Origin of the sequence: Sneathiella sp., from assembly GCF_036960985.1 — a bacterium.
In the GTDB taxonomy this organism is placed as follows: Bacteria; Pseudomonadota; Alphaproteobacteria; order Sneathiellales; family Sneathiellaceae; genus Sneathiella.
This window is the reverse complement of record NZ_JBALWD010000015.1, coordinates 67,537-81,318: the sequence shown is the minus strand read 5'-3', so window position 1 is coordinate 81,318 and position 13,782 is coordinate 67,537. Positions and strand designations below refer to the sequence as shown.

The window sequence follows — 13,782 nt, the reverse complement described above, 5'->3', positions numbered from 1 at the left end:
CTGGCGACCATAGGTCTAACGCAGGCCCTAACCCAATTCATCATCAGTCTTGGCTTAAGTCCTTTTGAAACCATGCTCATGATTATCGGTTTCCTCATCCTGCTCGGCTGTTTTATGGAAACGTTGTCCATGCTGCTGACCACCGCGCCATTACTGGCACCGATCATTATTCAGCTTGGGTATGATCCGGTCTGGTTTGGTATCCTGCTCATGGTTCTGTTGGAAACCGCTTTGATTACGCCGCCGATCGGAATAAACCTTTATGTGGTTCAAGGGATCCGGAAAACTGGCCGCCTAAACGATGTTATGATCGGTACCCTTCCCTTCGTGCTGACCATGTTTGTAATGATTGGTATGCTTCTGGCGTTCCCACAAATTGCTTTATGGCTGCCCGAACTCGTATACTCACGCTAGATCTATCTAAGGAATAAGAGAATGTGGCAAATCTGGATTGACCGCGGCGGGACCTTTACGGATATCGTCGGCAAACGCCCCGATGGACGTCTTGTATCCCATAAATTGCTGTCAGAAAATCCTGAGCGTTATAAAGATGCGGCGGTACAAGGCATAAAGGACCTTCTGGCCCAAGAGACTGATCTGTTTGATCCGTCGACGCAGATTGAAAACATCAAGATGGGCACGACCGTCGCCACAAACGCTCTATTGGAACGCAAGGGTGATCGGACACTTTATGTGACCAGCCAGGGATTTGGCGATGCATTACGTATCGGATATCAAAGTCGGCCCCGTATTTTCGACCTTGATATTAAACTACCAGAGCTTCTGTACGAACAGGTGATCGAAGCCGAAGAACGTGTTGATGCACACGGCACCATCTTGGTACCTCTCAATAAAACGAAGTTAAAAGCCGAGATGATTTCGGCTTATGAGCAGGGTATTCGGTCCGTCGCCATTGCCTTCATGCATGGCTATAAATATACCGATCATGAGACGCAAGCCACAGAAATTGCTTCAGAAATTGGATTTACGCAGATTTCATCAAGCCACGCTGTAAGCCCTTTGATCAAGCTTATTGCCCGAGGTGACACCACTATGGTGGATGCCTATCTTTCACCTATTTTAAGGCGATACGTGAACCAGGTTAAAGACGAATTAGGCATGTCCGAGGCGTCGGAAAACAATCCAAGATTGATGTTTATGCAGTCAAACGGTGGTCTGACAGATGCCAGCCTGTTTCAAGGCAAAGACGCAATCTTGTCTGGCCCGGCTGGCGGTGTTGTCGGCATGACGCGGACTGCAGCTATGAGCAACCTGACAAAACTTATCGGTTTTGATATGGGCGGAACCTCTACGGATGTCACCCATTATGAGGGAAGCTATGAACGTAGCTTCGAAACGGAAGTAGCTGGCGTACGCATGCGCGCACCGATGATGCATATACATACAGTAGCAGCGGGAGGAGGATCCATTTTACAGTTTGACGGTTCACGATACCGTGTCGGCCCTGAATCCGCCGGTGCGAACCCTGGGCCGGCCTGTTATCGCCGCGGGGGCCGGCTGGCAGTCACCGATTGCAACGTGATGCTTGGAAAGATCCAGCCAAAATACTTCCCAAAAGTATTCGGACCGGATGCTGATGAGCCTTTGGATAGCCAGGCCGTCCGCATTAAATTTACCGAAATGGCCGATCAAATCGCCGTCGCAACAGGCGCTTCGGCGCCGACACCGGAAGACGTTGCCGAAGGTTTTTTGAAAATTGCCGTTGAGAATATGGCCAACGCCGTGAAACAAATTTCTGTACAACGCGGCTACGACATTACCGAGTATACGTTAAACTGTTTTGGCGGTGCCGGTGGTCAGCATGCCTGTCTCGTGGCCGATGCATTGGACATGAAAAGTGTATTTATTCATCCCTTTGCAGGCGTACTTTCTGCTTATGGTATGGGGCTTGCCGATGTGCGGGCAATGCGTGAGGCCCAATTAGATCTTCCGTTTAATTCTGATTTGCCTTCCAAGCTTGCTACTATCAGCGCGCCGCTGACAGAAGATGCCCAAGCTGAGGTGCTGGCCCAAGGTGTATCAAAAGAGAACCTGAGTTATATCCAGCAGGTTCACCTGCGATATGAAGGCACGGATACAGCAATTTTAATCGATCTTGGACCACCTGAGAGCATGAAGGAGGCTTTTGAGGCCGCCCATCACAAAAGGTTTGGTTTTATCGCAGAAAACCGCGAACTGGTGGCGGAGGCGCTTTCCGTCGAAGTCGTTGGTGTTACGGAGACAGAAATTGATCCCGTATCAGATATCTCGCAATCTTCAGGGGAAGCAACGCCTCGTGACCACGTTGAAATGTATGTAGGCGGCGGCTGGCAAAAGGTTTCCCTGTATGACCGGGAAACTCTCCATCCCGGCGAAATCGTCACGGGCCCAGCAATCATTACAGAGTCCACCGGGACTATTGTGGTCGAAGACGGTTGGCGGGCGAAGCTCAACGAAAGACTACATCTAATCGTCAGCAGATATCAGGAAAAGGCACAGCTAAAAGCCATTGGCACTGACGCGGACCCGGTTATGCTGGAGGTGTTCAACAATCTTTTTATGTCCATTGCCGAACAGATGGGTGCGACTCTTTCCAATACCGCTTACTCTGTCAACATCAAGGAACGGCTGGATTTTTCCTGCGCCATCTTCGATCAAGAAGGTAATCTGGTCGCCAATGCACCCCATGTACCGGTGCATTTAGGCTCTATGGGCGAATCCATTAAAACCGTTATCACTGAAAACGCCGGAAAAATGGCACCGGGGAACGTCTATGCCCTGAACGCGCCGTATAATGGCGGGACACATCTTCCCGATGTCACCGTCATTACGCCCGTCTTCGACCAACAGGGAGAAAACATCCTATTCTATGTTGGTTCCCGGGGCCATCACGCGGACATCGGAGGCCGTACGCCCGGTTCGGCACCACCCGATAGCGAGGTTATCGAAGACGAAGGCGTTCTCATTGATAATTTTTTACTTGTTGAACAAGGGAATTTCCGCGAAACCGAGACACGCGCCTTGCTCGCCTCCGGCAGATATCCTTGCCGGAATCCAGATCATAACATTGCGGATTTAACAGCCCAGATCGCCGCCAATGAAACCGGCGTCCAGGAAGTTCGCAAAATGATCAGCCAATACGGCTTCGATGTGGTTGAAGCCTATATGCGGCATGTACAGGATAACGCGGAAGAATCTGTCCGTCGTGTATTGGATGTATTGAAAGACGGAAAATTTTTGTATCCTCTGGATAACGGAACGCAAATTAAAGTTATCATTTCCGTCGATCACGAAAACCGCGAAGCGACCATCGATTTTACCGGCACCTCTGATCAGGTTGTGGGAAATTACAATGCACCAATTGCTATCTGCAAGGCGGCTGTCCTTTATGTGTTCAGAACATTGGTCGGGGATGATATTCCTCTCAATGAAGGATGTATGAAACCTTTGAAGATTATCGTTCCAGAACGCAGCATGATAAACCCCCAATACCCGGCCGCCGTCATTGCTGGAAATACCGAAGTCTCGCAAGCAATAACCGACGCGCTGTATGGTGCCTTGGGAATTTTAGCGTCCAGCCAGGGGACAATGAATAATTTCGTCTATGGCAATGACATTCACCAAAATTATGAAACCATTTGCGGCGGAACAGGCGCCGGAGCTAATCACAATGGCGCCGACGCAGTTCACAGCCATATGACCAACACCCGGATGACAGATCCCGAGGTTCTCGAGCAACGGTTTCCGGTGCAAATTGAGGAGTTCTCGATCCGTCGAAACTCCGGTGGAAATGGCGCGTTTAAAGGTGGCAACGGGGCTATCCGTAAAATGAAATTCCTGGAAGCCATGACCGTAACGATTCTTTCATCCCATCGAGATACAGATCCATATGGCATGGATGGTGGAAAAGCTGGTAAAAGGGGTCGGAATTATGCAATTCTTAACAATGGTGAGATAGTATCGTTGGATGGTAACTCCGAATCTAACTTGTCGGCTGGCGATATGATCGTAATTGAGACGCCTGGCGGCGGAGGATTTGGATCCGTAACTGAAGAGTAGAGAATGTAAGATGAGTGCTTTTATTTTTTCTGTATACAACGCCAATGTTCGTGAGGCTGTCAAAGACAATCAGGAACATCCTCATATTTCAGAACGCTGGGCTTCGCCTTGCATGTTTGAAGTAGAGGCAGATAGCGCAACGGCGGCGGAAGATTGCGTTAAGAAAAAATACCCAACCGCAGAAGGTTTCGTTACTAAACGAATTGAAAATTAAAACCGTTTAGTAAATTAGTCTGTTTGTTGTTGTGATTTCCCGGCTACGCCTTGGGGCATTTTGTTCCAGGCGTCGAGCGCAGCAACTTTATATGCTTCAGCCAGGGTAGGATAGTTAAACGTATTCTCCACGAAATAGTCCAATGTGCCCTTCAAGTTCAGAACTGCTTGCCCGATATGTATTAGCTCCGTCGCCCCTTCCCCCAATATATGAGCTCCCAGAAGGCGTCTGGTTTTCATGGAGAAAATCAATTTCATCATGCCATGATCGAGCCCCATGATTTGACCTCGAGATGTTTCCCGAAAGCGGCAAATGCCACTTTCAAAAGCAATACCACGCTCTACCACCTCTTCTTCAGACATCCCCACTGTCGAAAGTTCCGGAACCGAATAAATTCCGTAAGGAAAATAGTCCGGCGCACTATAGGCAAAAGCATCTTTATCAAACGCATGGAATACTGCAAGCCTACCTTGCTCCATAGACGTTGATGCAAGACTTGGAAAGCCAATAACATCACCAGCAGCATAAATATGTGGCACCGCCGTTTGAAAACTATTTGCATCAGCCAGTGAGAGCCGCCCTCGACTATCAGCTTCCAAACCACAATTTTCAAGTTTCAAACTTTCGGTATTGCCTATGCGACCCGCAGCAAACATTGTGACTTCAGAATAGATCATACGACCGTTTTCAAGCTCAACGGCGGATCCGGATCCCTCCAGCCCCACAGATTTGACTTTTTGTCCGAACCGCATGCTGACGCCGCAATCGCGCATCTGATGCATCAAGTCATCAATCAGTTCACGATCAATAAAATCAAGCATCGTGTCCCGCGGTTCAACCAAAGTCACTTTGACATCAAGCGCACTAAAAATTGTGGCGTATTCGACGCCAATGACGCCAGCCCCAATAATCGTCAAAGATTTTGGCACCTGCTTTATCTTGAGAATATCGTCACTATCGATAATGCACACATCGTCAAACGGTATATCACCCGGACGATATGGATCGGTGCCGGTCGCAACCAAAATACGACTTGCCTTATATTGTTGCTTTTCCCCGGCTTCAAGCTCCACTTCAACAACATCGGCACTGACAAAATGTGCGACCCCGTACACAATATTTACGTTATTGCGAGCGAATTGATGCTCCAGAGTATCTACTTCATGATTGAGAGTTATATCCATGCGCTGACGCAAGTCATCGGCCGTTATATCGTTTTTTACCCGGTAAGATCGCCCATAAAAAGCCCGTTCCCGCCAGCCAGACAGATTAAGGACCGTTTCACGAAGTGTCTTGCTGGGGATCGTCCCGGTATGCACGGTTACCCCGCCCACTTCGGAGTTTTTCTCAATTACATAAACTTTTTTGCCCCATTTTGCCGCCTGAATAGCAGCACGCTTACCGGCCGGGCCGGAGCCGATAACTAACAATTCACATGTAATCATACCATTTTCCCCCACATACTATTACCATAAGCTAAAACCAGATACTCCAACAAGCATTTGAACGAGTTGACCCATAAGGAGGTCTTAAAATGAGCCAAGAAAAAATTTTAGTGAAAAAAAATGGCCCAGTAACGACAATAACCCTTAACCGCCCAGAAGTTAGAAATGCCTTAGACCAGGCATCTGCAAACCTATTGACACAGATATTCCGGGATTTTGATGTGGATGATCGCCAAAGGGTAGCCATTATCACTGGTGCTGGTGGCGCTTTTTGCGCGGGTGCCGATTTAAAAGAAACGGCGACCCGAGTTGATTATATAGCCTGGGCCGGTCATCCAGATGGACCATTTCACGCGCCGTTGTCAAAACCGCTTATTGCTGCGGTATCCGGCCACGCCTGTGCCGGGGGTTTAGGTCTAGCCTTATACTGCGACATTAGAATAGCCGATGAAACTGCCGTCTTCGGCGTATTTTCCCGGCGTTGGGGCGTCCCAATGAGCGATGGAACCACCGTCCGTTTACCGCGGGTCATTGGGACTGGCCCGGCTATGGATATGATGTTGACCGGAAAATCAGTAGATGCGACCGAAGCCTTGTCGCTCGGCCTTGTCACGCGTATCAGCACCAAAGGCAATGCTGTTATGGACGCTGAGCAACTCGCACAAAAAATGGCAGCTTTTCCGCAAGTGGCCATGCTGTCTGACCGCCGAAGCCTCTATGCACAGAACGGGTGTCCTGAACCCGATGCCATTGCCTTTGAAACTAAATGTGCGGAAGCTGCGAAAAAACACGAAGCCCAATCTGGTGCGGCACGATTTGCAGCTGGTGAAGGTAGGCATGGCGCGTTCTGATTTTTAGGCCAAAATTACTTACTCAATCGGATAACCGCTCCAACGCTTTATAGATCGCAATGTGAAGGTTGACCTCATGCTGGCGACATGAGGTAACTTTGCCAGGCAGTTTCGATGTATTCGATCGAAATCAGTTACATCCTTTGCCGCAACCCGAATAATATAGTCTGCATTTCCTGTCGTTAAATGGCATTCAAGTATTTCGCTATACTTGGCCACTGCTTTTTCGAACGATTCTAACGCCTCCTGACTTTGGGAAATTAGGGAAATTTCAACAAAAACATCCATATCCAACCCGAGCTTTTTTTTATCGAGACGCGCAGCGTACCCAAGTATCACACCGCTTTCTTCTAAATTTTTAATCCGTCTGTGACACGCAGATAACGACAGGTTCACTGCGGCAGCAATGTCAATAACCGGCCTGTTTGAGCTAATTTGTAATTCAGACAAAATGCGACGATCAAAGGAATCCATACCATTTTTTCCTAAAATATTTAATTATTCGACATTAAATTATCACTTTATTATGTTTTGGGAAGAAAATTAGGAAAAATTACGTGAAATTTTTGACTATAATCAGGACTTGCTATTAATCTTGTAACTGGGAGTTGTTACTATGCTGATCGGGGCACCTAAGGAAATCAAAAATCACGAATATCGTGTTGGTTTGACGCCAGAAAGCGTCGCAGAACTCATTGCTAATGGACATAACGTAATCATCGAAAAGGATGCCGGCCGCGGTATCGGCGCATTTGACGAAGACTATATCGAAGCCGGCGCAAAAATCATTGCGACGGCTGAAGAAATATTTGCCACTGCGGAGATGATTGTTAAAGTTAAGGAACCTCAGGCGGTCGAGCGGGCTCAGCTTCGCGAAGGTCAAATTCTTTATACGTATCTTCATCTGGCCCCAGATCCTGACCAAACTAAAGACCTAATGGCTTCCGGCGCCGTATGTATTGCGTATGAAACCGTCACTGATAGTCAAGGCGGACTCCCGCTTCTGAAACCTATGAGTCAAGTTGCCGGGCGGATGTCTATTCAGGCGGGTGCAGTAGCCTTAGAAAAGGCGCAAGGTGGCCGCGGCGTCCTATTGGGCGGGGTTCCTGGTGTTGCTCCGGGTAAAGTCGTCATCATTGGCGGAGGTGTCGTCGGTTTTAATGCAGCTCAAATGGCCGTCGGATTACATGCCGATGTCACTATTTTGGATCGTAATCCCACAACTCTGGAAAAACTGGAAAACCATTTTGAATCCTCGGCCAAAGTCATCTATTCGACGAACGCCGTTTTGGAGAAACTGGTTGCTGAGGCGGACCTGGTTGTAGGAGCCGTCCTTATTCCTGGTGCAGCGGCGCCAAAACTGGTTACTCGCCAAATGCTTTCTACCATGCAGGAAGGCGCAGTGATCGTCGACGTTGCCATTGATCAAGGTGGGTGTTTTGAAACGTCAAAAGCGACAACACACGCTGATCCGACTTATGTAGTTGATGGTGTTGTTCACTATTGCGTCGCAAATATGCCAGGTGGTGTTGCCAGAACTTCGACTTATGCATTGAATAACGTAACCCTGCCCCACGCCATCAAGATAGCTAACAAAGGTTGGAAAGGCGCTTTGGCCGCTGATCCGCATCTTGCAAATGGTCTGAATGTCTGGAATGGCCAAATTACTTGTGAACCAGTCGCCCGAGATCTTAATCTCAACTACACGCCTGTTGAAGCAGCTATAAACAGCTAGTTTCAGACTCACTTGAAGAAAAGGCTCGGAATTTCCCGGGTCTTTTTTTTCTACCAATAGCAGACTTGGATAGCTGCTAAAATAAGCCGGTGTCCAATAAATCCAAAAATAAGGTGCAGGCCGATAAGTCTTTGCTCTATCATGTCAATTGTAGATTTCAAAACATAGCCAATTTTGGACAAATTGATGGCTGATAAAAAACCGATCCAACGGTTCTTTCCACATCTATTTACCGCAGTATTACTTCTGCCGATAACATTGATATCTCTCCCTCCCGTCGCATTGGCAACGGATGTTGGTGAATTCGAAATCAAACTAAGAACATATTATTTCAATAGAGACAAAGATCAAGGGAACGCGGATTCAGTTGCTTTCACGCAAGGTCTGATGCTCTACTATAATTCTCCCTATCTCAATGATTTCGTCAGCCTCTATGCAGCAGGTTTTGCCAACCTTAAATTGGTTGGCAAGGACGGAAAAGGTGGTTCAGGGCTTTTACAAGACCAGCCTGACGGCGGCCAGATTTCCTATGCGAAACTCGGTGAAATTAATTTGGATTTCAAACTACCCGAAAATGGAAATCTAATTTTCGGTCGGAAGCAGCTGACTTACCCCCTGAAGAATGACCTACACAACAGAGGAACACCTGCTGCAACCCAAGCTGCTATCCTCACTTATAACATCAGGGAGACAACCGTATATGCTTTGGCAACAGACAGGAGTTCGCCGAAGACAATCACCAAATTTAACAAATATCAAGATAACAATGGCGACGACTTTACGGTTTATATTGCTGGCGCAAAACACAGATTCGAAAACTCGTTATTCATGGAAGCCTCCGCTGGATATGCAGATAATGTCATGAGCCGAGCTTATCTAGACGTCCAGTACCCCATTAAGCTCAACGAAGATTACACCCTAAAGCTCGATGCACATCAGTATTTTGGATGGGCAGTTGGAGACGGTGCAGTCGCAAATGTCGGCCCCGATTACTACTCCAGCCTGACAAGCCTTGTTGGGCATCTAAGTGCCCACAATGCGCGTTTTACTCTCGGCTTCCAGAATGTGAGTGGCGATAGCCACCAGGTTTCTTGGGACGGTGGTGTAAATGATGAGAATAGTTACAAGACATGGCATAGTGTTACACGCCTTGACTTCGACCGCGGCGGGGAACGCACTTATATCGTGCGCCTCGATTATGACTTGAAAGACTTTGTTGAAGGTCTGACGTCGATGGTTCGATATACATCCGGTCATAACATTAAGCGAAATGATGGCCGACGGGGTTCGGAATGGGAACGGGATTTTGTTTTCACCTACCGCCCACCCATGTTTCCCGACTTGTCTTTTTCATGGATAAATGGGTATGTAAAATCTAGCGAAACGTACAATTCGGTAGAAAATCGAGTTATTGTCAATTATTCCATTAAATATTAGAGACGGATTATCGGTGCCAAATACAGACATCACATTTTCACGAAATACATAAACCCAATGCTGCCAATTGAATTCCAGTTAGTTATTAAAGGCGACATTCGGATAAAAATAGGACGGGAGTTTTTCCTTCCATGCTTAGACTAGCTTTAACAATTCTTTGCGCGATTTCTTTTAGCGCATCGGTTTCCGCCGAACCGCTCATAATTGCTCATCGCGGCGGGGCTTCGGACTGGCCAGAGAACACTTTACTAGCCTTTCAAGAATCCAAAGACATTGGTGTCGACGCGATCGAGCTGGATGTTCAATTGACACGTGATGGCATACCGGTTGTGTTTCATTCACCAGACCTTTCGCGCACAACAAATGGTGTTGGAGCCATCGGCAACAAAAATCTAAAATACATCAAAAGCCTAAATGCGGGCTGGAATTTTGCGGCAGAAAGACAATACCCGTATCGACGCTATAACTTGGAAATACCGACGTTAGCGGAAGTGCTCACTCAAGTATCGGACATTCCTCTGATAATTGATTTGAAATCGCTACCCGCAAAACCCCTCATTAAAGCACTTGTTGATACTATTGACGAAAAGCAATGGTCACGCCTTGTTTTCTATTCCACAAACTCAGAGCATCTAAAATCGTTTCATCGATTTAAACCAGATGCAGTTACTTTCGAAGATAGATCTATAAGCCGCAAACGTTTGCTGGCAGTCGCTAATCAGCAGGTGTGCCTACATAACAGCGCCAGCCTTTGGATTGGCTTTGAATTGAACCGAACCATGGTTGTCACTGAAAAATTTGTATTGGGCAGCGGCCAGACGACCCTAGATTTTCATTTGTGGACACCAAAAAGCGTGGAATGTACCCGCCAGAAAGCACCGGGCGCGAAAATCGTGTTATTTGGTATCAATACAGAAAAAGACTACAGGATTGCCGAAAAATTAGGAGTAGATGCAATGTACACTGATTCCCCGCGTCAGATTTTACGAATGCAACCCACAAACCAATAAAACTTCACTGCTCAGCATCGTTCATCAAATTTACAACTTGTTTTAAGTTTTGGAGTTTTGGAGTTTCGAAAAACGGTAATTTCAGCAGCAAATCGGCGATGGTATAAACTTTGGATTCACCAGCCAGCACGTTTTCCCTTGCGACGGAAAATCTGTTATCTAATTAAGTCACGTTCCACCCGACACAGACTTCACTGAGATCCACCCAATATTGAAGATTATGTCAAAAAGGCTGGCAGTATTTAGCCCTCACCTGCTCCTCTCTGGAGCCGCTAATGAGTTATTGCTCCTTTACCACGAAATCATAGGCGTGGCGTTTGAATTCGTGTTTCCAGGCCGAAAACCGAACAAACCAATTGTTGAATTAAAAAAAATATGGCGTTCAGTAGTAACCTCTGCCGAACCAACCCTGCAACTACTCAACGCTACGCGCCTCTAGTGGACGATCCATTGCGGGAAGCCGCTGAGATAATGGCAGAAAGGATGACCTGACACGCATCATTTCATTTACTCATTAACTAGATGGGTCATCAGTATTTATTTCATTCAACATAAGGGAAATTTTATTCATACGGTCATTGCAAATATAAGAGCTTACGTCGCCACATGACAGAATGGACAGTTTGGGTCAATGATCTGCTTTCTGACAGAAGCCGCCGCCGCAAGCCCATTTAACTTTATCGGCTTGAGAACGCGCTTGGTTCGCGATGCGCTTGTCGATTTCTATAAAGACGTAGTAACCAGCAACAATGACATCAGTTGCTATCAACAGACTTGCTCGTGGTTTGTACAGTAGATTTTTCCTAAAACCCTTTACTAACCAGCACCTCAAGCACCTATTTATCGAGAATTTTGTTGATTCGACGTAAGGGAAACCTGATTCGAATCAATTTTCGGTTAACTATAAGTAGTATTAACACGTATGGTTAACTCTCAATTAAAATAAGTATTACTATATATGTTTTTCTCGTTTAAGTAAAATTAACTATAAATTCCGAAAATTAACCAAAACCGTTAATAAATTTTCGTACAATTTTACGCAAATTCTTTAATTCTTCCTTGCTAATTAGATAAAAAAATAGAACCGTAGTAATAGGAAACACTAATACATATAATTTTTTGAAAACTAACTATAGATAAACATGGTAAGGGCTAATTAGTTAATAAGTATTAATGGATACTAACAAATATAGTTAATATAGAATACTTTTTTCATAGTTTTACCATTACTAATACATAAAAGTGTCGCGTGGATCTTATTTATAGGGATTTACAATGGCAGAAAGAGGTTCTCTCTCCCGCGTATTTTTACTGAGAGAGTAACAGGGGCTCGATTAACGAGATTGTATACCCCTTATTTTTGAAGCTGGTAAGAAAAGGATACATTATGATTAAACTACTCAATTCATTCCGCAAAGACGAATCCGGTGCCACTATGGTTGAATATGGCCTGTTAGTTGCAGTGATCGCCATGGTTGTCATTCTCAGTGGCGTTACACTCGGCACAAATATTGACGGTGTCTTTTCTGACGCGGCAACCTGCGCCGGAGACCCTACTACCACTAACTGTCCATAAACAAAAACCGCTCTAAAATTGAGAGCCGGAGAATATATTTTCCGGCTCTCAAACCACCTCTAATTTTTTAATATTATGAATTAGAAATTCGGAGAAAAACCATGATTGCAAATATCAAAGCCACCAAAACCCAGGTCGTCTCTTTCCTGAAGTGCGACAGCGGCGCAACGATGGTTGAATATGCACTGCTTGTCGCCGTTATTGGCATGGTGGTAGTGGTTGGCGCAATCGCCCTCGGTGACGCAATTGGCGTTTCCTTTTGTGATATGGCGCAAGATTTAGATCCGACAGCTGTCTGTTGAGTACTTAAGAATTTATACGATTTGATCTAAATTTAATTTTTTTAGCCTACCAATTTATGGTTGGCGCAAACTATTATACTGGAGAAGTACAATGAAGGGCCGTGCAATTTTTATGCTGTTTTTCGCCCTCGTCGCCGCCGGAGGAGCCGTTTGGCTTGCTCGTGGATGGTTAGACAGTCAGATCAAGACAGTCGTCGTCACTGAAGACGCCAAGGCACCCGTCGCGACAATCGTCGTTGCCAATGAACTTATGCCCTTTGGTCGTCGTATCACGGCTAACTATCTTAAAGTAATTCCGTGGCCGGCCGGCGATATTCCTGTCGGGGCTTTCTCGACTGTTGAAGAGTTGACCAGTGATAAAGATGTGCGGGTTGTTCTCCAGGCAATTCAGTTGAATGAACCGGTTCTGGAAACAAAAATATCGGATCCGGGCGGACGTGCAACTTTGTCTGCGGTGATTGACGAAACCATGCGTGCCGTCACCATTCGTGTGAATGATGTTTTCGGTGTGGCAGGTTTTGTCCTGCCCAGTGATCGCGTTGACATCCTGTTGACCAGAGCAATCAACGAACAACCCACGACGAATATTCTGATCCAGAATGTACGCGTCCTGGCGATCGACCAGACATCTTCCAACGAAAAAGATAATCCAAAAGTCGCGGAAGCGGTCACCCTTGAAGTTTCCCCTGCCCAGGCTCAGAAACTGGCATTGAGCGCAAGTGTCGGAACACTGAGTCTGGCGCTACGCAATCGCTCCAATACCGATCTTTCGACAAGTCGGGCAATGCGACTGGGCGATCTTTCTTCGGGCGAAGGCAATGATACAGACGGCGCAAGTGGCCTTAAGCCCGCAACTCCGGCAAAGGTTGTCGCGACATCTACAAAAACTAAATCTGTCCGCCCCCGCAAGGATAACCTCGCGAACATCAGAATTATGCGGGCGCTCGATCCGGAAACAGTCAAAGTCATAGAGGAAAAAAACAGCACATCCAAAAGCATCGTTTCAGCGACGCCTGGTGCCCCTCGAACCTTAACTCCGAATGCCACAGTACCGATTAAACCATTGTCGGAAAATAGTACCTCACCCTCGGCAACGCCAGAGAAACGTATTTAGAGACGTTTTAAAGCGATCAATTATTAGTTAGGGAATGAA

General features: G+C 46.5%; 13 protein-coding genes. 10 read left to right on the top strand and 3 right to left on the bottom strand.

The features are described from left to right. The 3 genes from V7723_RS10865 to V7723_RS10855 all read left to right on the top strand — a co-directional run. Positions 1-414: TRAP transporter large permease subunit (locus tag V7723_RS10865; RefSeq protein ID WP_335684490.1), on the top strand; the 414-nt coding region annotated here is incomplete at its 5' end. 21 nt (positions 415-435) lie between these two features. Beyond that, positions 436-4,059, top strand: a complete 3,624-nt coding sequence (locus V7723_RS10860; protein ID WP_335684489.1) for a hydantoinase B/oxoprolinase family protein — start codon at positions 436-438, stop codon at positions 4,057-4,059. A gap of 10 nt (positions 4,060-4,069) precedes the next feature. Further along, positions 4,070-4,273, top strand: coding sequence for a hypothetical protein (locus tag V7723_RS10855; RefSeq protein WP_335684488.1), 204 nt, complete (start codon positions 4,070-4,072; stop codon positions 4,271-4,273). 14 nt (positions 4,274-4,287) lie between these two features. On the opposite strand, the gene sthA is transcribed toward V7723_RS10855, so the two are convergent. Then, the gene (gene sthA, locus V7723_RS10850) at positions 4,288-5,718 is read right to left on the bottom strand and encodes a Si-specific NAD(P)(+) transhydrogenase (RefSeq protein WP_335684487.1); all 1,431 of its coding nucleotides are present in this window, start codon (positions 5,716-5,718) and stop codon (positions 4,288-4,290) included. Between the two features lie 89 nt (positions 5,719-5,807). Between sthA and V7723_RS10845 the strand changes: the two genes are divergently transcribed. Next, positions 5,808-6,569: a crotonase/enoyl-CoA hydratase family protein gene (locus V7723_RS10845; RefSeq protein ID WP_335684486.1), complete on the top strand. Its 762-nt coding sequence runs from the start codon at positions 5,808-5,810 to the stop codon at positions 6,567-6,569. Between the two features lie 18 nt (positions 6,570-6,587). Here V7723_RS10845 and V7723_RS10840 read toward each other — a convergent pair whose 3' ends face one another. Beyond that, the gene (locus V7723_RS10840; RefSeq protein WP_335684485.1) at positions 6,588-7,043 is read right to left on the bottom strand and encodes an Lrp/AsnC family transcriptional regulator; all 456 of its coding nucleotides are present in this window, start codon (positions 7,041-7,043) and stop codon (positions 6,588-6,590) included. A 142-nt stretch (positions 7,044-7,185) separates the two neighbouring features. On the opposite strand from V7723_RS10840, the gene ald reads away from it, so the two are divergent. From ald to V7723_RS10825, 3 genes are all read left to right on the top strand, one after another. Then, entirely contained in the window at positions 7,186-8,304 is a 1,119-nt protein-coding gene (ald, locus tag V7723_RS10835) for an alanine dehydrogenase (protein WP_335684484.1), read from the top strand. 186 nt (positions 8,305-8,490) lie between these two features. After that, complete coding sequence (locus V7723_RS10830; RefSeq protein ID WP_335684483.1) at positions 8,491-9,741, top strand: OprD family outer membrane porin; 1,251 nt, start codon at positions 8,491-8,493, stop codon at positions 9,739-9,741. Positions 9,742-9,872: 131 nt separating this feature from the next. Then, positions 9,873-10,751, top strand: a complete 879-nt coding sequence (locus V7723_RS10825; protein ID WP_335684482.1) for a glycerophosphodiester phosphodiesterase family protein — start codon at positions 9,873-9,875, stop codon at positions 10,749-10,751. Between the two features lie 628 nt (positions 10,752-11,379). Here V7723_RS10825 and V7723_RS10820 read toward each other — a convergent pair. Next, positions 11,380-11,520: a hypothetical protein gene (locus V7723_RS10820; RefSeq protein WP_335684481.1), complete on the bottom strand. Its 141-nt coding sequence runs from the start codon at positions 11,518-11,520 to the stop codon at positions 11,380-11,382. 618 nt (positions 11,521-12,138) lie between these two features. Between V7723_RS10820 and V7723_RS10815 the strand changes: the two genes are divergently transcribed. The 3 genes from V7723_RS10815 (at position 12,139) to cpaB (ending at position 13,743) form a co-directional block, all read left to right on the top strand. Beyond that, the gene (locus tag V7723_RS10815) at positions 12,139-12,327 is read left to right on the top strand and encodes a Flp family type IVb pilin (RefSeq protein WP_335684480.1); all 189 of its coding nucleotides are present in this window, start codon (positions 12,139-12,141) and stop codon (positions 12,325-12,327) included. A gap of 101 nt (positions 12,328-12,428) precedes the next feature. Continuing rightward, a complete protein-coding gene (locus V7723_RS10810) occupies positions 12,429-12,629 on the top strand; it encodes a Flp family type IVb pilin (protein ID WP_335684479.1) in 201 nt (66 codons plus the stop codon). Between the two features lie 91 nt (positions 12,630-12,720). Then, entirely contained in the window at positions 12,721-13,743 is a 1,023-nt protein-coding gene (gene cpaB / locus V7723_RS10805; protein WP_335684478.1) for a Flp pilus assembly protein CpaB, read from the top strand. Positions 13,744-13,782: the final 39 nt, after the last annotated feature.